The following is a 21,415-nucleotide window of genomic DNA, read 5'->3' on the forward strand; positions in this document are numbered from 1 at the left end:
TACCCATGGTCAAGGCCGAGTACCGACTTCTGCGTGTTGCGCCGTCCAGGCTTTGACTTGCTCACTCATCGACAACCCAAGCCCTGGCCGGGTCGGCACCAGCATGCGTCCGTCGCGAGTTTCAAGGCGTTCGTTGAACAGCGGCTCCAGCCACTCGAAGTGCTCGACCCAGGGTTCAGTCGGGTAAGCCGCCGCCAGGTGAACGTGCAATTCCATGGCGAAGTGCGGTGCGAGCATCACGCCCGCCTGTTCGGCCATGGCCGCCACTTTCAAATAAGGCGTGATGCCGCCCACCCGCGGCGCGTCGGGCATCAGGAAATCAGCGCCGCGCAGGCGAATGAACTCGGCGTGCTCGGCCACACTGGTGAGCATTTCGCCGGTGGCAATGGGCGTGTCGAACTGTTGCGCCAGGGCCGCATGACCTTCGGCGTCGTAGCAGTCCAGGGGCTCTTCGATCCAGATCAGGTTGAACTCCTCAAAACGCCGGCACATGCGCTGCGCGGTCGGGCGGTCCCATTGCTGGTTGGCGTCCACCATCAGCGGGAAGTCGTCGCCCAGATGTTTGCGCACCGTGCTGACCCGGTGAAGGTCCAGGGCCCAATCCGGCTGACCGACTTTCAACTTGATCCCGCCAATGCCCTTCTCCCGGGACAGATCGGTGTTTTTCATCAGCTGATCCAGCGGCGTGTGGAGGAAGCCGCCGGAGGTGTTGTAGCAGCGGACCGAATCACGCTCGGCCCCCAGCAGACGCGCCAGCGACAGGTTGGCGCGTTTGGCTTTGAGGTCCCACAGCGCCACGTCGAACGCACCGATGGCCTGGGTGGACAGGCCGCTGCGGCCCACCGATGCACCGGCCCAGCACAGCTTGGTCCACAGCTTGGAAATGTCGCTGGGGTTCTCGCCGATCAGGGCCGGGGCGATCTCCTTGGCGTGAGCAAACTGACCGGGGCCCCCTGCCCGTTTCGAATAACTGAAACCCAAGCCCCGATGGCCGTCCACGGTTTCGATTTCAGCGAACAGAATGGCGATTTCGGTCATCGGCTTTTGCCGGCCAGTCAGGACCTTGGCGTCACTGATGGGGTTGGCCAGCGGCAGAAAGACGGACGACACCCGGACCCAGGCAATGCGGTCGTCATCGGAGGATTTGAGGTTTTGTTGTTGTGTGAGCATGAGGTTCTCCTTTGGGCGCTGAAAAATACCATCCAGGCAAGACGGCGTGTCATGACGCACCGATTATGATTGCGCAATCATGCCCACTTAAAAAAAAGGCGCGCTGCGTCTACGGCAATTCACCTTGCAACGGATACTACACTGATTGCGCAATCACTCAACAGCACGTTCGTCGTTTTTGCGAGTGGGAGGGAGCTTGCTCGCGATGCGCACTGACAGTTGTGAAGGTGTGTCGACCTTGCCGACTTCTCGCGAGCAAGCTCCCTCCCACAAGGACTTGCATCAACCGGCAGCACGCTCAGCGGCAGCCAGGTTCAGGTGCTTTCCCGATCCACCAGGGTAAAGCCGGTGTCGATCCGCACCGGATCATGACTGCCCTGCGGGTACGCGAAGCGATCCAGCAGCGCCTGCGCCACTTGCTGACCGATGTGCCTGCCGTCCACGCGCACGGTCGATAACGCCGGGTACACCTGCGCGGCGCTGCTCAGATCACCGAAGCCCATCACCGCCAGATCCTCCGGCACCCGCCAGCCACGGCTCGCCGCTTCGGCCAGCACGCCCTGGGCGATGGTGTCGGAACTGCAGACCACCACATCCGGCCGATCGCCTTGATCCAGCAGACGACGCAGCCCTTCCCGGCCGACCTCCAGGGTAGCCGGCGGGGTCAGCACTTGCATGGGGACGTTCTTGATGCCCAAGTGCTTGAGTTCGGCTATCAGGCTGTTGCAGCGACGCAGGCCGCGGGGGTCGCTGATGGTGACTACCGAAAAACGCGTGTAGCCCTTGTTCAGCAAATGCCGGGCGGTTTCTTCGCCCACGCGCTCATGGGAAAACCCCACCAGCATGTCCAGCGGGTCCTCGCTGAGGTCCCACGCCTCCACCACCGGGATCCCTGACTGCGCCAGCCGTAGCCGGCTTGACTCGGTGTGCAGGGTGCCGGTCAGGACGATGCCGTCCGGGCGCCGACCGAGCACCGCTTCCAGCAGCTTTTCTTCCTGCTCGGCGGAATAACCCGTCAGCCCCAGAAGCGTCTGATAACCGGCCTCGGTCAGGCGGTCCATCAGGGCCTGGACGGTGTCGGCAAAAATCGAGTTGGCGATGGTGGGCAGGAAGATCGCCACCAGACGGCTTTTGTTGCTGGCCAGCCCGCCCGCCAGCATGTTGGGCACGTACCCGGTGGTGCGTACCGCTTCGCGGACTTTGTCCCGGGTCTGTTCGTTGACCAGCTCAGGGCGGTGCAAGGCACGGGAGACGGTCATGGGCGAGACACCCGCGACCTTGGCCACATCGATCAACGTGAGGTTGCCAGGCTTTTTCGGCTGAAGGAGGGACGCCGCGGACGCGGGCTTTGCAGGTGGTTTCGCCATGGGGGGTTCCGGTTCAAAGCGCGACAAAGTGGACTGCTGACAGCAAGACGGGGCTGGCAGAATCTACCAAAGCCCCGTCGGACACGCACCTTACCTTGTCGCTGCGCCGGTTTCCCGGAAACTCGCTAGCTAATCACGGCCTCGATCAACAGCACGCCGATCAGGCCCAGTATCGATTGCAGGCACAGCATCAGCGTCCAGGTGCGGAAGGTCTGAGCGACCGTCAACTGGAAGTACTCCTTGAACAGCCAGAAGCCCGAGTCGTTGACGTGGGACAGCATCACTGCGCCCGACGCCGTGGCCAGCACCAGCAACTCCGGTGACAGGCCGGGATGCGCCAGCGCCAATGGCGCGACGATACCGGTGGCCGCGACCGTGGCGACCGTGGCCGAACCCAGGCAGATCCGCAGCAGCGCGGCGATGCCCCAGCTGAGGATCAACGGGTTGATCGCCCAGCCTGACGCGTGATGGGTGATCAGCACGTCGACGTGGGTGGTGGTGAGCATCTCCTTGAAGCCACCGCCCGCGCCGAGAATCATCACGATGGCACCCAGCGGCGCCAGGCCCTGGCCCGCCATTTTCTGCACCTGGCCCAGGTTGAAGCCCGAGCGCAGACCGAGGGCGAAGAAGGCAAAGATCACAGCAGCCAGCAACGACAGGATCGGGTTGTTGAGCGAGTTGAAAAAGCCCCAGAGCGCAGTGCCTTTCTCGGTGTACGCGATGCCCAGCGTACCGATCAGCATCAACGCCGGTGGCATCAGCACCGCGATGATCGACGCCGCCAACGACGCCTGTGGCTGACCTTCCACCACTTCCCGCGCGCCCACCGGACCTGCCGTCAAGTCAGGCGCAGGGCCGAACCATGGGCTGATGATCTTGGTGAACACCGGTCCGCAAATCACCGCGACCGGCACGGCAATCAGCAAACCGTAGAAAATGGTCAGCCCGGTGTTGGCGTGAAACGCCGCGACCGCCAGGGTCGGCGCCGGGTGAGGCGGCAGCAGACCGTGAGACACATACAGACCGGCCGCCAATGGCAGACCGATGTAGAGCAAGTGACTGTTGGTGCGCTTGGCGACCGTGTACACCAGCGGCGCCAGCATGATGAAGCTGACGTCGAACAGGTGCGGCATGCCGATCAGCAATGCTGCCGCGCAAATGGCCCAGGGCGCGTACTGCACCGGACGCTTGCCGATAAAGGCGTTGGCGATGCGATCCGCCCCGCCCGAACCCAGCAGAATCCCGCCGAGCAAAGTGCCCAGCCCGATCACAGGACCGGTCTTGGCCAGCGCCGAGCCGAAGCCCTTGGCGAAGCTGTCGATGGTCTCCGTCGAACTGACACCACTGAGCAGACCCAGGCCGATGGCGGTCATGGTCAACGCCAGAAACGGGTTGAGCTTGAGCCGGGTGATCAGCACGATCAGCACAACGATGGCGCCCGCCGCCATCGAGAAAACAAACAGTTCGCTATTCATCTTTTTGTTGAACCTGTTTTTCGGACACTAGAGTCACGCGTAGGAAATAAGGAGCACACCACAAAGAGGCGCCCGTTCACCGGGCGCCTGGCTTCAGGCTGGCTGGCGACCGGCGCGCCACGCGTCATGCAGGTCGGCGCTGTAGTCTTTCAGATCGGCGATCTGCAGCAGCGAACCGGCCTTGATGTCCCGCGCGGCGGTGGCGTGTGCGGCCAGGTACAGCGGCGCCACGTCTTCGTCGGCATCCTTGGCGGCCAGCAGAACCGCCTGCACGCCGGTGACGTCGTGGTGATGCCCGCCCATTTTCAGAACGGTGCCGGCGGCGATGTCCACCGTGGCACGGCCCGACAGCACGGTGCACTGGGTCGGCTTGTCGGAGCCCGAGGCACGCTTGTGCAGCACCGCGTTGAGCAGCGTGATCGGCGTTTCGACGCCCATGAAGTGGTACGGCAGGTACATGCAGGCGTAGCGACCGTTGCGGCTGACCACATGACCCTTTTGCGCCAGCAACTGCCAGGTTTCCTGATCGTGGGTGCGGACGACGACGAACACGCCGCCGGCAAAACTGGCTTCGTCCGGCAGACGCAGCACGTTGAACACTTCGATCACGCCCGACTGACTCAGGACGCCGCCGTCTTCGCGCAGGGCGTAGATGTCAGCCAGTTCGGCGGTGCGGGCGATGGGGTAATGCAGCAGCTCGACGTCGGGGATCATCCCGGTGTTGGTCGCCACCACCAGCATTTCGCAATAGTCGGCAGTGGCCGAGGTTTTCAGGCCGTTGAGCGCGGCGCGGCGTGCGGCCAGGGTCGCGGGGATGTCATCGCCCAGGTTCATCAGGTCGCCCAGTGCCGGAGCGGAAATGGTTTGATCAAGCTGGGTGACGTTGCCGGTCGCAGGGTCGAACACCAGGTCGTATTCGCTGGATTTACCCGCGGCCACGATGTCCAGCCCCAGGACGCGTGCCCAGCTCACCCAACCAATCAGGTTGGCCGGCTGATCGCCATCGGCGGTGGTGTAGACGACGCCGTGCCTGGCGGCCAGGCGCGACAAGGTAATCCCGGAAACCGAATCGACTTCCTTGCTGACCATGGCCACGTGGCGTCCGGCTTCAATGTCGCGGCGCGCGGTGCGGTAACCGATGGACGGATTGCCGGTGGCTTCTACCAGGATGTCATAGGTAGCAGCGGCCAACAGTTCGACGTCCGCGACCAGCACAATGGCGTCGGCGGGGGCAGCGGCCACGGCCTGTGCGTCGGCACATTCGACCAGACGTTCAGCGTCGAAACCCAGCTCGATGCACAGCGCGCGCAAGCCCGGCACATCCAGGTCGCACAACGCCGCAGCGCTGATGCGCGGCATTCTCAGGGTCTGGGCGAGCAAGGTGCGGGAGAACCCACCTTTGGCGCCGGTCAGTGCGTAGCGAACAGGTGCTGATTGATCTGCAAACAGTAATTCGAAATTCATGGTTCGTCCTCGGTGAAGGCTTGAGTCGGTAACGACCACCGGATGAACAATAATTGTTATGGATTCGTTGCTACCGAGTTACGCACCCTAGTGCAGAATTCACATCAACGTCAATTTATTTCACACGGATTAACATCTTTACCTAATTTTGAACTAGTATCGGTGAAAGAGACTCAGGTAACTGCCTCACAGTTATCATTTTTTCACACTGCTGAAAGTCGCACGTCAGCAGCGGATTTTGCGGACAGGTCTCAGACCTCGCCGCCGGAGAGCACTGTATGAACCCGGTTACCTCACCTTTGCTCGGCTGCATCGCCGACGACTTCACCGGCGCCACCGACCTGGCCAACATTCTGGTGCGCGGCGGCATGCGCACTGTACAGACCATCGGCATCCCGGACGCAAGCCTGGCGTCCTTGCTGGACGCCGATGCCGTGGTCATCGCCTTGAAATCCCGCACCAGCCCCGCCGCCGACGCCGTGCGCGAATCGCTGGAAGCGCTGGCATGGCTGCGCAGTCGCGGCTGCACGCAGTTCTTCTTCAAGTACTGCTCGACGTTTGATTCCACCGCCGCCGGCAACATCGGGCAGGTGACCGACGCGCTGCTGGACGCCCTGGGCGCGGACTTCACCATTGCCTGCCCGGCGTTTCCCGAAACCGGCCGTACCGTGTTTCGCGGTCACCTGTTTGTACAGGACGCGCTGCTCAGCGAGTCCGGCATGGAACATCACCCGCTGACCCCCATGACCGACGCCAATCTGGTGCGCGTGTTGAGCCAGCAGACCGCCTCGCCGGTGGGCCTGGTGCGCTACGACGCCGTGGCCCAGGGCGCTTCGGCGGTGGCATCGCGTTTCGAGCAGTTACGCGGTGACGGCGTACGGGTGGCGATTGCGGACGCGGTGTCCGACGCCGACCTGATGACACTCGGCGAGGCCTGCGCGTCGCTGCCCTTGATCACCGGTGGTTCGGGTGTGGCCCAGGGGCTGCCAGCTAACTTTCTGCGCTCCGGGGTCTTGCGCCCGGTGGATGCTGCGGACATGGACAACGCCGAAGGCCGCGCCGTGGTGCTGGCGGGCAGCGCGTCCAAAGCCACCAACGGCCAGGTTGCCGACTGGTTGCAGCGCGGCAACGCGGGTTTTCGTGTCGACCCGCTGGCCCTGGCTGACGGCCAGGACGTGGTGGCCCAGGCCGTCGCGTTTGCAGAGCAGAACGAACCGGCGTTGATCTATGCCACCAGCAGCCCCGACGCGGTGCGCGAGGTGCAACAACGGCTGGGTGTCGAACGCGCCGGCGCGCTGGTGGAGGAAGCACTGGGCAACATCGCTCGCACCCTCCACGACAAGGGCTTCCGCCGTTTCGTGGTGGCCGGCGGGGAAACGTCGGGGGCGGTGGTCAAGGCCCTGAACATTAAAGGGCTGCGCATCGGCCGGCAGATCGACCCTGGCGTGCCGTTGACCCTGGCGCTGGGCAGCGACGACGCGGTGTCCCTCACACTCAAATCCGGCAACTTCGGCAGCGTGGACTTCTTCAGCAAAGCCCTGCGCTTTATGCAAGGAGCAACAGCATGAGCAACGAAAACGCACTGCGCGAAGAAATCTGCACCGTGGGCCGCAGCCTGTTCGGGCGCGGTTACACCGTCGGCAGCGCCGGCAACATCAGTGCACGGCTCGATGACGGCTGGCTGATCACGCCCACCGACGCGTGCCTGGGTCACCTGGACCCCGCGCAGATCGCCAAAGTGAGCGTTGACGGCACCTGGCTCAGCGGCGAGAAACCGTCCAAGACCCTGGCCCTGCACCGCAGGATCTACGACCGCAATCCGCAGGCCAACGGCGTAGTGCACACCCACTCCACGCATTTGGTGGCCCTGACCCTGGCCGGCGTCTGGAGCCAGGAGAATATCCTGCCGCCGATCACGCCTTACCAGGTGATGAAAGTCGGCCGCGTGCCGCTGATCAACTACGACCGCCCAGGCTCGCCAGAGGTGGCCGAACAAGTAGCGTTGCTGGCCGACCGGGTACGCGCCGTGATGCTCGAACGCCTGGGGCCGGTGGTCTGGGAAAGCTCCATCTCCAAGGCCAGCTACGTGCTCGAAGAGCTGGAAGAAACCGCCCGCCTGTGGCTCATGACCCAACCCCGCCCCGCCCCCATGAGCGACGCCGCCCTCGACGAACTGCGCGCCGTGTTTGGCGCGGTGTACTGAGGCGGGTGGTGCCGAAGGCTTGATGAGCCTGATGGTAGGCCGATCCGCTTCTGCCCGGAGGGCGTAGGAGCGTGGCTTGCCCGCGATCTGGCGCGAAGCGGCAGTAAAACCTGTTCACGCGGTTTTTCCCTGAGAATCTCGGTCGCCAGGTTTTAGGGCCGCTGCGCGCCCCATCGCGAGCAAGCTGCGCTCCCACGGCCTGCGGCCAGAATCAAAAGCCTATGCGTACGCCGATCCGCTTCGGCCAAAGCCGTTGATCCACTCCTGCCCGGAGGCGCCGATCTGCCTCTGCCGAAGGCGTAGGAGCGTGGCTTGCCCGCGATCTGGCGCGAAGCGGCAGTAAAACCTGTGCACGCAGTTTCCCTGTGAAATCTCGGTCGCCAGGTTTTGGGGCTGCTGCGCAGCCCATCGCGGGACAAGCTGCGCTCCCACGGCCTCCGGCCAGAATCAAAAGCCTGAGCGTACGCCGATTCGCTTCGGCCAGAGCCGTTGATCCGATCCTGCCCCGAGGCGCCGATCTGCTTCTGCCCAGAGGCGCCGATCCGCTTCTGCCGAAGGCGTAGGAGCGTGGCTTGCCCGCGATCTGGCGCGAAGCGGCAGCAAAACCTATACATACGGTCTCACTTTGAAACATCTCGGTCGCAGGGTTCCACACCCACTCACGGTTTGAGACGACCCGCCCTTCCTGAGCAAGCGAGCCCCACGGCATTGCCCGTATGCAAAAACCTCACAAAAAATTGTCACCCACTTCCCCTTCCAGGCTGCCCGCGAAAGCAAGCAGGCTACAGCTTCCATGCAAGAAGCCCGACCTAGAGCGCTCCACCAGTTGTACGATGAGTGGCCATTCGCCAAGATTAAGTGTTGCAGGATGTTACTTCGTGTGAAATATTCGCCGCGCTTTGTGCGACATCCTGTCGCAGCGCATTGCCGTTGCCTTCCGTGAGCAGCGACACCTGACCCAGCGCATCTAGCCAATGAATGTAAAAACGCCATGGCTGCAATTGCTTAAGGTAGAACCGATGTCGCGTGACGACCGTGCTAAACAACGCCTGAAATTGACCTTTGCCAGCGTGCTGACCCTTGTGGGCTGTCTCGCCGGAACCGCCTACGGCCAACCGTTGGAACCTGATGCATCGCCGGGCAAACGCCTGGCCGTCGCTGCAGACTGCGTGGCCTGCCACACCGCGCCGGGCGGCGCATCGTTCGCAGGCGGGTATCCGCTGGTATCGCCCATGGGCGTTATCTACTCGACCAACATCACGCCGTCCAAAACGGCCGGTATCGGTGGCTACACCAAAGAGCAGTTCGCTCGCGCCGTGCGCGACGGCGTCACAGCCGACGGCACCCACCTTTATCCGGCGATGCCCTACACCTCGTACGCGAAGATGACCGACAGCGACACCGCCGCGCTTTACGATTACTTCATGCACGAAGTGCAGCCCGTGGACACGCCGTCGAAAAAAACCGAACTGAGATTCCCGTTCAGCATCCGCGCCTCGATGATCGCCTGGAATCTGCTGTTCCTCGACGCCAGGCCCTTCACCCCGGACGCCAGCAAATCCGCTGAAATCAACCGCGGCGATTACCTGGTCAACGCACTGGCTCACTGCGATACCTGCCACACACCGCGCAACGTGCTGATGGCCGCCAACAACGGCGAAGCTTTGGGCGGTGCCCCGCTGGGCAGTTGGTACGCACCCAATATCAGCGCCGACAAAATCAGCGGCATCGGTGCGTGGTCCAGCGATGAACTCGTCGCTTACCTGCGCACCGGTCACGTCGCAGGCAAAGCCCAGGCCGCAGGGCCCATGGCCGAAGCGGTGGAAAACAGCCTGCAGTACCTGGGCGACTCGGACCTCAAGGCGATCGCCGCTTACCTCCTGCAGACCCAGCCGGTCAACAACGGCCAGACCAAGGCGCGCCACGAATACGGGGAGGCCTCCACCGACGAGTTGACCCTGCGCGGCGGCAAGCCTGAGGACAGTCCGGGCTGGCATATCTTCAGCGGGACCTGCGCCAACTGCCACCAGGCCAACGGCCAAGGCAACGCGCAATACCCGTCGCTGTTCAACAACACCGCCACCAGCCGGGCGGACAACCTGATCGCCGTGATCGTCGATGGCGTGCATCGCACGGTAGACGGCGTCGCGGTGGACATGCCTGCTTTCGGCCCGGACGGACGCTTCACCGACCGCCTCAACGATCAGCAAATCGCCGACGTCAGCAATTACGTGCTGTCGCGCTACGGCAATCCGGACCAGACAGTCACTGCAGCCGACGTGGCGCAAAGCCGCAAAGGCGGCCCGGAGGCCACCCTCGCCGTGCTGGCGAAGTTCACTGTTCCGGCAATCATTCTGGTGGGCCTGCTGATCGGCCTTGGCGCGTGGTTGATTGCCCGCCGCCGACGTCAGGGTGTCTGAGCCATGGAGAACCTTATGAGCAATACATCCACGTCCGCTCAGGCAGACATCCCATCGGGAATGTCCCGCCGCAGTCTGCTGCGCGGCGCCGTAACGCTGGGTTTGATGACGCTGATGGGCAGCGTCCTGCCGTGGCAATCGGTGATGGCGGCAGAGCCGTCCACCGCCGAATTCATCGCGCTGTCGCAGTTTCTGGTCAGCCGCCCGGTCAATCCGGTGCTGGCCGCGCGTTATTACGCCGCGCTGGCCAGACGCGCGCCGAACTTCGCCGGTAACGTCACCGCACTCACCCAACTGATCGCCAGCAATGGCCTGACCCATGTGGATGGCTATCTGGCGTTGCCTGCTCCGGACGCGTCACTCAAGGCGACGGCGACCAGCATCATTGCCGCCTGGTACCTGGGCATCGTGGGGGAGGCGGCGGACGCCGAATTGGTGGCGTACTCCGAAGCGCTGATGTACCTGCCGACCCACGGCACGCTGATCATCCCCACTTACGGTGGCGGCCCGGCTACATGGGGCGCCAAGCCAGCAGACACGCAGGATTCCAGACTATGAGCAGTGAACAATTCGACGCCGACGTGGTGATCATCGGCTCGGGCGTGATGGGCGGCCTGATTGCCACGGACATGGCCAAAGCCAACAAATCCGTGATCGTTCTGGAAGCAGGCCCTCGTGTCAATCGACGCGACATCGTCGAGACCTTCCGCAACGCGCCGGTCAAGCTGTCGCTGGCCAACGCCAAGTTGCAGGGCGCCGGATCACCCTACCCAAGCCTGCCCCACGCGCCGTCGACCTACGGCGATTACCTGCAGCAAGTCGGTCCGGTGAAATACAGCACCTCCTACCTTCGGGTCGTGGGCGGCACCACCTGGCATTTCGGGTCGTCGCTGTGGCGCATGCTGCCCAATGATTTCCGCCTTAAATCGCTGTACGGCCGTGGCCGGGATTGGCCGATCAGTTACGACGAACTGGAACCGTTTTACGCTCGCGCAGAAACCGAGCTGGGCGTGTCCGGCGTGGACGGTCAGGATGAAAGTGGCCAGGGCGGGGCCGCGTTCCCGCCGCGCTCGATCCCATACCCGATGGAAGGGCTCAAGCCCAGCTACATGTTCAAGCGGCTTTCCGAGCTGTTGAGCAAAGGCGGCTACAACCCGATTCTGGAACCCAACGGCCGTGCCACCCGCCCGTACGGCAAGCGCCCGCCCTGCGCCGGTAACAACAACTGCAACCCGGTGTGCCCGATTGCTGCCAAATACGATGGCTCGATGCACATCGATGAAGCCGAGCGTCATGGCGCGAAGGTGCTGGAGAATTCGGTGGTGTACAAGATCGAAGCTGATGACAGCGGCAAGATCACCTCGATCTGGTACATGAAACCGGATAAATCGCAGCATCAACTCAAGGCCCGTTATTTCGTGCTGGCCGCGTACGGCATCGAGTCGCCGAAGCTGTTGCTGATGTCCACCTCGGAGAGGTACCCGAACGGCATCGCCAACTCGTCGGACCAGGTCGGCCGCAACCTGATGGATCACACCGGCATCAGCATGAACGTCATGACCAAGGAAGACATGTGGCCCGGGGAAGGCCCGACGCAATTGTTGGTCTACCTCAACAGCCGCGACGGTGCGTTCCGCAAGGATTACCCCGGCTACAAGATCAAGGTGCGCAACACGGTGCCGACGTCGCAGATCACCGCCGGCTTGATCGCCAAGGGTATCTTGGGCTCCAGGCTCGATGAAGGGATTCGTCTGCAATCGGCGCGCTCGCTGAACTGGGCGGTGGATTTCGAGACCCTGCCGCTACCGGAAAACCGGGTCACGCCGAGCAAAACCAAATTCGACGCCATCGGCCTGCCGGTGCCGGAGATTTACTACAGCGTTCCGGACTACTGGCATGCGGGCAAAGAGAAGGCGCTGGAAGATTTCAAACAGTTCGCCAAGCTGCTGGACGCCGACATCCTCAGCACTGATGTCGGTTTCCAGAACCGCCAGCACATCATGGGCACCACCATCATGGGCGACGACCCCCAGGATTCAGTGGTCAACCGCGATTGCCGCAGCCACGATCACCCAAACCTGTTCATCGCCGGCACCAGCGTCATGCCATCGTCGTCCTGCGTAAACCCGACACTGACCGGTGCGGCGTTGAGCATCAGGATTGCCGATACGCTGCTCAAGGAAGTCTAGGGACCAGGCCTTTCACCGGACTTAGACTGGAGGCTGTTCGCGTCTGGCCTCCGGCCAGAATCAACAGCGGGACGTGTATCGTCATTAACGGTCATCTGGACGCTGCGTGGCTGCCGCGCAGCGTCATTCAAGGCATTCCCCCGCACAGCCTGGAATGTTCACCCCACCCCTGCCTGCGTCTGGCGCACCCCCCTCCCACCTGAAAAGCCCCTCCACGACGCGTTCAACCCGACTACGCTCGCCCGACAAACAATTACTTACAATTAGAGCACCCGTTAAAACCCTTGCTTGTAACAGCGAGTGTTAGGTTACGGCGCTTGATCGGGTCACGAGATGCTCAGAGTCAAACCATGCGCATCAAAACCCCCAGCATTCCAGCCCTCGGCGCCTACCTGGCGCTGACCTTTCTGTTCGCGACCGCGTGGTTCACCCACCCCGCCAATCTGCATGCGTCCTTTGCCTTGATGAGTCCAGTGATGGTTGTCGCAGGTCAGGTCGCCAAGCCCATCTACACCAGCCGTTTCGCCTCCTCCGGGCTGGTGGATTTCGTGCATTCCTCCGCCGTCACCGCCCTGCCGGACGGCAGCCTCATGAGCGTCTGGTTCGCCGGCTCCCGGGAAGGCGCGGCGGATGTACAGGTGCGTGCCGCGCGTTTTGACGTCAGCACCGGGGAATGGGGGGCCGAGCAGGTCCTCGCCACCCGGGAATCGACCCAGCGCGGCACGCAGAAATACATTCGCAAGCTGGGCAATCCCGTGGTCGCGCTCGCTCCGGACAACCGCCTGTGGCTGTTTTATGTCTCGGTGTCCATGGGCGGCTGGGCCGGCAGCGCGGTCAACGTGATGGTGTCGGACGACTTCGGCCGGAACTGGTCCGAACCGCGTCAACTGATCACCTCGCCCTTCCTCAACATCAGTACGCTGGTGCGCTCGGCGCCGGTGTTTCATGCCGACGGCTCCATCGGGTTGCCGGTGTACCACGAGTTCCTGGGCAAGTTTGCCGAATACCTGTACCTCAGCGCTGATGGCGAGGTGATCGACAAATTCCGCATCAGCCGGGGCAACAATTCATTGCAACCGACGGTGGTGCCCCTGGACGGTCAACGGGGCATCGCCCTGCTGCGCTACGCCGGCAACATTCACCATCGGGTGCTGGCGACCCGCACCGAAGACGCCGGCCAGACCTGGAGCGAGCCCTACCCGCTCGACCCGTCCAACCCCAACTCGTCGCTGGCGGCCATCGCCACCCCGGAACACGGCCTGCTGGTGGCGCTCAATGACCTGCGAGACGGCCGTTTCAAGCTGAGCCTGTACGGCACCGACGCAAACATGGACGACTGGCGCACCCTGCGCGACCTGGACAAATCACCGGACCCCGAAGGCGACCCGTTTTCACCCGAGGCTTTCAAGGAAATCATCGGCGACCAATTCCGCGTGTCCAGCGGTGCGCTGCGCCTGCCGCTGGAAGCCGAGTTTCTGAGCAGCCTCGACACCCGGGTGTGCACCAAGCGCGGATGTGAATTCGAATACGAATACCCGTACTTCATTCGCAGCCCGGACGGGATGTATCACTTGGTCTACTCCTGGAACAACACCTTCATCAAGCACGTCACCTTCAATGAAGCGTGGCTGTCCGAGCGTCGCCAATGATCAGTTTGTGGCAGGCCCACGTCAGTTTCGCGCTGCTGATATTTCTGCTGTTGCCGTCGTTCGGCCTGAACCGGGTCGCCCGGATCGTGCTGCTGTGCGCGCTGCTGGCGGTCAGTTTCATCCCGCTGGACGGTCTGTCGCTGGCCGCTTACCTGCGCAGCTACATCGATGACCTGGCGATGACGTCGATGGTGCTGATGCTCTGGGCCTGCCTGCGACGCCTCGATCTGGTGCCGCCCGCAGACCGGTCCGCCATAGGGGTGTTGATCCTGTTCGCTGCCTTGGCGCTGGTGCTGTACCCGGCGACCCTGGGCCTGAGTTACCTGGACCCGTACCGTTTCGGCTACAGCCCGCGCCCCCTGTTGCTGGTAATTGCCGCGCTGACGCTGGGCCTGTTCTACCTGCGCAACGGCCTGGCGGTGGTGATGCTGGCCAGTGCGACGCTGGCGTTCATGGTCGGGCTCAAGCCGTCCCGCAATTACTGGGATTACCTGGTTGATCCGCTGCTGGGGGTCTTTTGCTGCGTGGCATTGCTGGTGTTGGGTGGGCGGTGGTTGCATCGCCATTTCAGGCAGCCGCGCGATCAATCGTTGGATCAGCCGGTGACGTAACAGGCGCCTAATTTGTTGGAGCGAGGCTTGCCCGCGAAGACTGTTTATCAGACGACACATCTCGATTGGCACGCCGGCCTCTTCGCGGGCAAGCCTCGCTCCAACGGGATTGTTCACTGCACTTTTATAAGAGGGAACACGGATGGGTTGGTTGCACTCCAGACGCTTGCACTATTGGCTCGCGGCAACGGCCGTTATCTTTGCGCTGTTCGCGGTGCTGAGGATGGTGTTTTTCTTCGGCTTTTCCGGCTTCGATGCCACGGCCCTGAGCGGCCAGCCGGCGGTCAGCGAAACCCTGGGCATCGGCTTTCGCTTCGACCTGCGGCTGGCGATTCTGGTCATGCTTCCGGTGGCGTTGCTGGCGTGGATGCCGCGCTGGAACCTGCTCAGCGTCCGTGCATTGCGCTGGCTGGCCCGGGCCTGGTTGCTGGCGTCCCTGAGTGTCATCCTGCTGATCTACATCCTCGATTTCGGTCATTACGCGTATCTGGGCGTGCGGATCAACGCCACGGTCCTGCGCTTCCTCGACGACGCGCAAATCTCCCGCGACATGGTCTGGCAAACCTACCCGGTGATCTGGATCACCCTGGGCTGGCTGCTGACCGTCGCGCTGGTCACCCTGCTGCTGCTCAAGCTGGATCGCTGGACCCTGGACCGCCGCCGCATCGTCATCAGCAAACTGTCTGCCACCTGGGGTGGCACCGTGATGGTGGTGCTGGTGCTGCTGGGCATTCTGGGCCGGGTCGAGAACATGAATCTGGAAAACCCGGTGCCCCTGCGCTGGAGCGATGCGTTTTTCTCCGGCAACAACCAGATCGCCGCGCTGGGCCTGAACCCGGTGATTTTCCTCTACGACACGGTCAAGGTCGGCCAGTCACGCTACGACGAAGCGCAGGTGCGAGCGCATTACGCGGTCATGGCCAACTATTTGGGCGTCGAAAAGCCTGACCCGCAGACCCTCGACTTCGTACGCCATCAAGGGCCGCAGCCCTACAAGGTCCCGGGTTCCCGGCCGTCGAACGTGATGTTCGTCATGCTCGAATCCCTGGGCAACAGCGCGGTGGGCGCCTACGGCAACCCGATCAACCCGACACCCAATATCGACCGCCTGGCCAGCCAGAGCTGGTTTTTCGAGCACTTCTACGTGCCTGTCACCGGCACCGCGAAAACGGTGTGGGCCAGCATTTCCGGCGTGCCGGACGTCACCCGTCAGGAGACCGCCACCCGCAACCCGCTGATCACCCGCCAGCACACGCTGATCAACGCGTTCGAGGGTTATGAAAAGCTCTACACCATCGGCGGCAACTCCGGATGGGCCAACATGAACGCCCTGATTCGCCAGAGCATCGACGGCGTGCGCCTGTTCGAGGAGCGTGACTGGAAGTCGCCGGTGGTGGACGTCTGGGGGATTTCCGACCTGGACCTGTTCAAGGAAACCGACAAGCTCCTGCAGGCGCTGCCCAAGGACAAACCGTTCTTCGCCTACGTGCAGACGGCCGGTAACCATCGCCCGTTCACCATCCCGGCCAGCAACGACGGGTTCGAGGTCAAGCAGCCGACCCTGGCCGAAGTGCAGGCCGCAGGTTCGCGCAGCGTCGAGCAGTACAACGCCGTGCGCCTGCTGGACTTCAACATCGGGCGCCTGATGGAGATCGCCAAGAAAGGCGGTTACTACGAGAACACCATTTTCGTGCTGTTCGGTGACCACAACACCCGGATCGCGCAGATCCCGTTTTTGGCCCCGGCCTACGAGCAACTGGGCCTGGAAAGCAACGCGGTGCCGATGCTGATCCACGCGCCGGGCCTGATCGGCGTGCGCGACATCAAGGAAGCCGTCGGCCTGGTGGATTTGCTGCCGACCGTGGCGGGCATGTCCGGCATCACGTTCCGCAACAGCGGCATGGGCCGGGACATTCAGCAGCCGGCGCCGGAAGGTGAGCGCGTGGTGCCGCTGGTCCTGCGCGAAGGGACCTTCCCGCTGATCGCCGGTGTCACACAGCACTACATGGTGCAGATGGAGCACGACGGCAGCTCGCCGACCCTGCACGACCTGGCGTCACCGACGCCGCTGGATGACGTCGCCGGGCAAAACCCGACGGAGTTCAAACGGCTGGTCGAGCTGACACGGGGCATGCATGAAACGTCGCGGCTGATGCTGTACCAGAACGTGCGCAAGTGAACACCGGGCTTGCGCATTGAATTCACGTGAATGCCGAGAACCCCTCATGCCTGCGACTTCCGATCACGCCACGACGGCAGTGGTTGTTCCACTGGATAAAGCCGACCTGAGCCAGGCTGCAGAGCTGGTCAGGCTGGCGTTTGCGACGTACATCGGCGCCGCGGAACCCGGCGAGTTCTGGAACGACCGCGACTACGTGCACAACCGCTGGAATTCGCCCCACAGCCGCTGGTTCAAGGCGCTGATGAACGACCGGATGGTGGGGGTGCTGTGCGTGTCGCGCTGGGGCAGCAGTGCAGTGGTCGGGCCAGTGGCGGTGCACCCGGATTACTGGGACTGCTCGATCGCGAAAAGCCTGATAGGCCGCTGCGTCGAGCAACTGGATGCCTGGGGCGTCAGCCACGCCGGCTTGATGACCTTCCCCGACAGCCCGAAACACATCGGCCTGTACCAGCGCTTCGGGTTCTGGCCGGCGGCGTTGATCGCCATCGTGCAGCGTCCGGTACAGACCCTGGAGCAGCCGCAGCCGGCGCTGCATTACGGCCAACCCGACGCCGACGGCCCGCGCCTGAAAACCGCGTGCACCGCCCTCACCCACCGCATCGCCTCAGGGCTGGACCTGAGCGGTGAAATGGACGCCGTGCACCAGCAACAGTTGGGCACGACGTTGATTCTGCTGGATCAGGCGGGCGAGCCCGAGGCATTTGCGATCTGCCATTTCGGGCCCCACAGCGAAGCGGGTTCGGGTGTGTTCTACGTCAAATTCGCGGCCGTGGCGCCCGGGCCCGAAGCCTCTTCACGGTTCGCGAAGCTGATCGCGGCCTGCGACACCGCCGCGCTGCAAGCGGGCCAGACGACGGTGACCGTTGGCGTCAACACCGCCCGCCAAGGTGCGTATCGCTGGCTGATGGACGCCGGGTTTCGCACTGACATCCTCGGCATTTCCATGCACCGGGGCGGCCATGGCTACGATCATCCCGATGCCTGGGTGCTGGATGATTGGCGTTGAGCAAGCTGCCCATATCGCCTAAACCTTGCTGCCGGTGCCCGGCAGATCGCATGACAAGCCAGCTCCCACGCCTTCGGCAGAAGCGGACCGTGGTGAGGTCTGGCTTTTAATTCTGGCCAGAGACCGTGGGTGCTGGATGATTGGCGTTGAGCCGCGCTTTCCCCATTGCCAGGAAAAAAGCTTCGCGGGCAAGCGCGCTCCTACAGTTGTCATGCGCCACGGATTCCGCGTCTGGCGCGATACGCTGTAGGAGCGCGCTTGCCCGCGAAAAATGGTCCGGACCCCGCAGAAGTGTCGAACTGAACTCCGCCATCGCGAGCAAGCTCACTCCCACAACCATCGGCTTATGCCGGAGGCCAAGGTCGGCTGTTTCAACCCTCAGACCGATCCGCCACCGGCGCGTGCTGCGCCATCAGTTCGGCGATCCAGTCGATGAACACCCGCAGCTTGAGGCTGATGTGTCGGTTGGGCGGGAACGCCACGTACATCGGCATCGGGTCAAGGCGCCAGTCTTCGAACAGCGGCACCAGCTCGCCAGACGCCAGTGCAGCCCTGGACATGTAGTCGGGCAGCCATAACACCCCCATGCCGGCCAGGCCCGCCGCCACGTAGGCGTTGCCGTCGTCCACCGCAAGCACGTAACGCCCCTGCACGTGAAGCCGTTCGCCGTCGCGGTGCATGGCATACGGCAGCGCCTTGCCGGTGCGCGCCCACAGAAAACCGACGATGCGGTGGTGGGAATTTTCCAGATCCTGAGGGTGCATCGGCGTGCCATGCCGCTCAAGGTAGCTGGGAGCCGCAAACACACCCAACTGCAGATCGCCAATCCGCCGCGCCACCAACGATTGATCGGTCAGCTCGCCCCCGCGCACAACGCAGTCGACGTTCTCGCCGATCAGGTCCACCACGCGGTCACTCACGCCCATGTCGATCTGGATGTCCGGATAACGGGCATGGAAATCCGGCAAGGCCGGCATCAGGATGAACCGGGCCAGCGGGCTAGGCACGTCCACCCGCAAACGGCCTCGCGGGGCGGCCGCGGCGCTGGACAGGCTGGTCTCGGCATCGTCCATGTCCGCCAGCAGCTGAATCACCCGCTCGTAGTACGCGGCGCCATCGGCGGTGATGTTGACCTTGCGCGTGGTGCGGTTCAGCAGCCTGACCCGGAGCCGCGCTTCCAGCTGCTGCACCAGTTGAGTGACGGTGGTCTTGCTCATGTGCAGCGTGTCGGCGGCCTTGGTGAAGCTGCCGGTTTCCACCACGCGGGCGAACGCTTGCATCGCATCAAAACGGTCCATGCCCGGCTCCAAAAACGCTCGATTGTTTGGGATTCACAAACAGTGATGCGCAGCGTTGCGCGTTTATCCCCGGTCTGCAAGCCCCTACAGTCAGCGCATGGTTCATCGCGGTTCGCAGTGGACCCCCTCAAGGAGACACCCCCATGACGCAACGTGACGTTGTATTTCCACACGGACGCCATGCGCTGTATGAGCGTAATCGCTATTCGGCGGCGGTTCGTTCCAATGGCTTTTTGTTTGTGTCCGGGCAGGTGGGGAGCCGCGAAGACGGGTCCCCCGAACCGGAGCTGGAAGCGCAAGTCAGGCTCGCCTTCAACAACCTGAACGCCGTGCTTGAAGCGGCGGGCTGTACCTTCGATGACGTGCAGGACGTGACGGTGTTCCTGGTCGACCCGGAGGCGACGTTCGAACGGGTCTGGAAAGTGGTGCCGGAATTCTGGGGAGAAGCGCCGTACCCCAACATCACCTGTGTCGGCGTGACGTGGCTGTACGGGTTTGAATTCGAGATCAAGGTGATCGCCAAGGTGCCGTAGACCGTCAGGCGATGACACGGGGCGATGCTGCGCCCCGTGCAGGTTTCAGCGCCGCTACTTGTTACGCGTGACGCGCCAGACGGTGTTAGCCAAGTCGTCGGCGATGATCAACGCACCGCGTGGATCGACCGTGACGCCCACCGGACGGCCGCGGGTCTTGCCGTCGGCACCCCGGAAGCCCGTGGCGAAATCAAGCGGCTCGCCCGCCGGCTTGCCATCTTTGAACGGCACGAAGATGACTTTGTAGCCCACCGGATTGTCGCGGTTCCAGCTGCCGTGCTCACCGACAAACGCGCCGTCGGCGTAGGCATCGCCCATTTCGGGAATGGAAAAGTCCACACCCAGGGCTGCGACGTGGGAGCCGAGGCTGTAGTCCGGCTTGATGGCCGACGCCACCTTGTCCGGGTTCTGCGGTTGCGCACGGATGTCGACGTTCTGGCCCCAATAGCTATAGGGCCAGCCGTAGAACGCGCCGTCGCGCACCGAGGTCAGGTAATCCGGAACCAGATCAGGCCCCAATTCATCCCGCTCGTTGGCCACCGCCCACAACTGCCCGGAACCTGGCTGAATGGTCAGCGCCGTCGGGTTACGCACGCCAGTGGCGTACGGCCGGTGGGCGCCGGTGGCCGCATCGATCTGCCACACCATCGCCCGGTCGAGTTCGACTTCCATGCCGCGCTCGGTGACGTTGCTGTTGGAACCGATGCCCACGTACAGGTAACGGCCGTCTTCGCTGACGGCCAGGGACTTGGTCCAGTGATGGTTGATCAGCGAAGGCAGATTTGTGACCGTGGTCGGCGCCCCGCTTGCCTGGGTCTGGCCGTCCTGGTAGTCGAAGCGCACCAACGCGTCCTGGTTGGCCACGTACAGCTTGCCGTCGGCATAGGCCAGGCCGTATGGCGCGTTGAGGTTTTCCGCGAACACGGTCTTGGTTTCGTAGGTGCCATCGCCGTCGGCATCGCGCAACAGGGTCAGGCGGTTACCGCCTTTGACCTGAGTGTTGCCCTGGGCCTTGATGTAACTGGCAATAACATCCTTGGGTTTGAGTTTGGCTGCGCTGCCGCCCCGGCCTTCGGCGACGAGGATGTCGCCGTTGGGCAGCACCAGGGTCTGGCGCGGAATCCGCAGATCGGTGGCAATGGCCGTGATGCTGTAGCCCTGCGGCACCGTGGGTTTTTGATCACCCCAAGCGGCCGGTTCGGCGATCTTCATGCTGGGCAGCAGGCTGCTCTGGGTTTCCGGCATTTTAGGGTCCGGGCCGCGAGCCTGTGTGCTGTCGGCTTCACTGCCGCAAGCGCTCAACAGCAGCGCCATGCTCAAGGCGCTCAATGCATGGGCGTGTCTCATTTGGCCTCTCCCGAACGCAGGTGGGTCAACCCGATCCACGTCGCAACGCAGGTCAGCAGGGTCACAATCACGGACATCACCAGACCCATAGGCATCGAAGCCCAGGCATCCTTGGCGTGTTCGAAGGCGTTGATGAGTCCCAGGACCCACGTCACCAGCAGCAGGACCACGTACAACACAGGACGGCCGACCTTGCGGTCTGCCCGGATCAGTTGGACCAGCGCGAACAGAAACGCCAATCCGCAGAAGACCAGGCCCCCGGCAATCAGCCAGGACGCAAAGTTGCTCCATTGGATCTGGTAGCTGTTGTAGTAGGCGATATCACTCAGCAACGCGCCGAGAAAGAGAGGGACGGTGCCGGCCAGAAGGATGGTGTGAAGCGGGCCGGGCGTGCTGCGGTAGTAGACGGCGTGGTCGGTGGGGGTCACGGTAGCTCCTTATCGTTCGGCGACCCCGATTGATGCCTGACGCGAATGCACTGGCACATCAGGGTCGGACTGA

General features: G+C 63.1%; 17 protein-coding genes. 10 read left to right on the forward strand and 7 right to left on the reverse strand.

Annotated features, from left to right (window positions below; genetic code table 11):
- Positions 1-9: 9 nt before the first annotated feature.
- From ABQX22_RS09415 to ABQX22_RS09430, 4 genes are all read right to left on the reverse strand, one after another.
- The gene (locus tag ABQX22_RS09415; RefSeq protein WP_349798768.1) at positions 10-1,170 is read right to left on the reverse strand and encodes an L-talarate/galactarate dehydratase; all 1,161 of its coding nucleotides are present in this window, start codon (positions 1,168-1,170) and stop codon (positions 10-12) included.
- A gap of 314 nt (positions 1,171-1,484) precedes the next feature.
- Positions 1,485-2,537, reverse strand: a complete 1,053-nt coding sequence (locus tag ABQX22_RS09420; protein ID WP_349798770.1) for a LacI family DNA-binding transcriptional regulator — start codon at positions 2,535-2,537, stop codon at positions 1,485-1,487.
- Positions 2,538-2,662: 125 nt separating this feature from the next.
- Entirely contained in the window at positions 2,663-4,012 is a 1,350-nt protein-coding gene (locus ABQX22_RS09425) for a GntT/GntP/DsdX family permease (RefSeq protein ID WP_349798772.1), read from the reverse strand.
- A gap of 93 nt (positions 4,013-4,105) precedes the next feature.
- On the reverse strand, positions 4,106-5,476 hold the full coding sequence (locus tag ABQX22_RS09430) for a hypothetical protein (RefSeq protein WP_349798774.1): 1,371 nt from the start codon (positions 5,474-5,476) through the stop codon (positions 4,106-4,108).
- Positions 5,477-5,754: 278 nt separating this feature from the next.
- On the opposite strand from ABQX22_RS09430, the gene otnK reads away from it, so the two are divergent.
- The 9 genes from otnK to ABQX22_RS09475 all read left to right on the forward strand — a co-directional run bounded on the left by otnK (position 5,755) and on the right by ABQX22_RS09475 (position 17,736).
- Positions 5,755-7,044 carry a 3-oxo-tetronate kinase gene (gene otnK, locus ABQX22_RS09435; RefSeq protein WP_349798776.1) on the forward strand — a complete coding sequence of 430 codons (1,290 nt, stop codon included), beginning with the start codon at positions 5,755-5,757 and terminating at the stop codon, positions 7,042-7,044.
- Positions 7,041-7,679 carry a 3-oxo-tetronate 4-phosphate decarboxylase gene (gene otnC / locus ABQX22_RS09440; protein ID WP_349798778.1) on the forward strand — a complete coding sequence of 213 codons (639 nt, stop codon included), beginning with the start codon at positions 7,041-7,043 and terminating at the stop codon, positions 7,677-7,679. The genes otnK and otnC overlap by 4 nt, the downstream gene beginning before the upstream one ends.
- Before the next feature lie 1,019 nt (positions 7,680-8,698).
- Positions 8,699-10,099 carry a cytochrome c gene (locus ABQX22_RS09445; protein WP_349798780.1) on the forward strand — a complete coding sequence of 467 codons (1,401 nt, stop codon included), beginning with the start codon at positions 8,699-8,701 and terminating at the stop codon, positions 10,097-10,099.
- Between the two features lie 15 nt (positions 10,100-10,114).
- Complete coding sequence (locus ABQX22_RS09450; RefSeq protein ID WP_349798782.1) at positions 10,115-10,657, forward strand: sugar dehydrogenase complex small subunit; 543 nt, start codon at positions 10,115-10,117, stop codon at positions 10,655-10,657.
- Positions 10,654-12,288: a GMC family oxidoreductase gene (locus tag ABQX22_RS09455; RefSeq protein WP_349798784.1), complete on the forward strand. Its 1,635-nt coding sequence runs from the start codon at positions 10,654-10,656 to the stop codon at positions 12,286-12,288. Before ABQX22_RS09450 ends, ABQX22_RS09455 begins: the two co-directional genes overlap by 4 nt.
- 350 nt (positions 12,289-12,638) lie before the next feature.
- A complete protein-coding gene (locus ABQX22_RS09460; protein ID WP_349798785.1) occupies positions 12,639-13,937 on the forward strand; it encodes a sialidase family protein in 1,299 nt (432 codons plus the stop codon).
- Entirely contained in the window at positions 13,934-14,548 is a 615-nt protein-coding gene (locus ABQX22_RS09465) for a hypothetical protein (protein WP_349798787.1), read from the forward strand. The genes ABQX22_RS09460 and ABQX22_RS09465 overlap by 4 nt, the downstream gene beginning before the upstream one ends.
- Before the next feature lie 142 nt (positions 14,549-14,690).
- On the forward strand, positions 14,691-16,727 hold the full coding sequence (locus ABQX22_RS09470) for an LTA synthase family protein (protein WP_349798789.1): 2,037 nt from the start codon (positions 14,691-14,693) through the stop codon (positions 16,725-16,727).
- Positions 16,728-16,773: 46 nt separating this feature from the next.
- A complete protein-coding gene (locus tag ABQX22_RS09475; RefSeq protein WP_349798791.1) occupies positions 16,774-17,736 on the forward strand; it encodes a GNAT family N-acetyltransferase in 963 nt (320 codons plus the stop codon).
- Between the two features lie 371 nt (positions 17,737-18,107).
- Here ABQX22_RS09475 and ABQX22_RS09480 read toward each other — a convergent pair whose 3' ends face one another.
- Positions 18,108-19,034 (reverse strand): LysR family transcriptional regulator, encoded by a 927-nt coding sequence (locus ABQX22_RS09480; protein ID WP_349798793.1) that lies wholly within the window; start codon positions 19,032-19,034, stop codon positions 18,108-18,110.
- 143 nt (positions 19,035-19,177) lie between these two features.
- Between ABQX22_RS09480 and ABQX22_RS09485 the strand changes: the two genes are divergently transcribed.
- Complete coding sequence (locus ABQX22_RS09485) at positions 19,178-19,567, forward strand: RidA family protein (protein ID WP_349798795.1); 390 nt, start codon at positions 19,178-19,180, stop codon at positions 19,565-19,567.
- A gap of 54 nt (positions 19,568-19,621) precedes the next feature.
- Here the strand turns inward: ABQX22_RS09485 and ABQX22_RS09490 are convergent, their stop codons facing one another.
- Positions 19,622-20,914 (reverse strand): PQQ-dependent sugar dehydrogenase, encoded by a 1,293-nt coding sequence (locus ABQX22_RS09490; protein ID WP_349798797.1) that lies wholly within the window; start codon positions 20,912-20,914, stop codon positions 19,622-19,624.
- Complete coding sequence (locus tag ABQX22_RS09495; protein ID WP_349798799.1) at positions 20,911-21,342, reverse strand: DUF2231 domain-containing protein; 432 nt, start codon at positions 21,340-21,342, stop codon at positions 20,911-20,913. Before ABQX22_RS09495 ends, ABQX22_RS09490 begins: the two co-directional genes overlap by 4 nt.
- Positions 21,343-21,415: the final 73 nt, after the last annotated feature.

Source organism: Xanthomonas sp. WHRI 1810A (genome assembly GCF_040202885.1).
In the GTDB taxonomy this organism is placed as follows: domain Bacteria; phylum Pseudomonadota; class Gammaproteobacteria; order Pseudomonadales; family Pseudomonadaceae; genus Aquipseudomonas.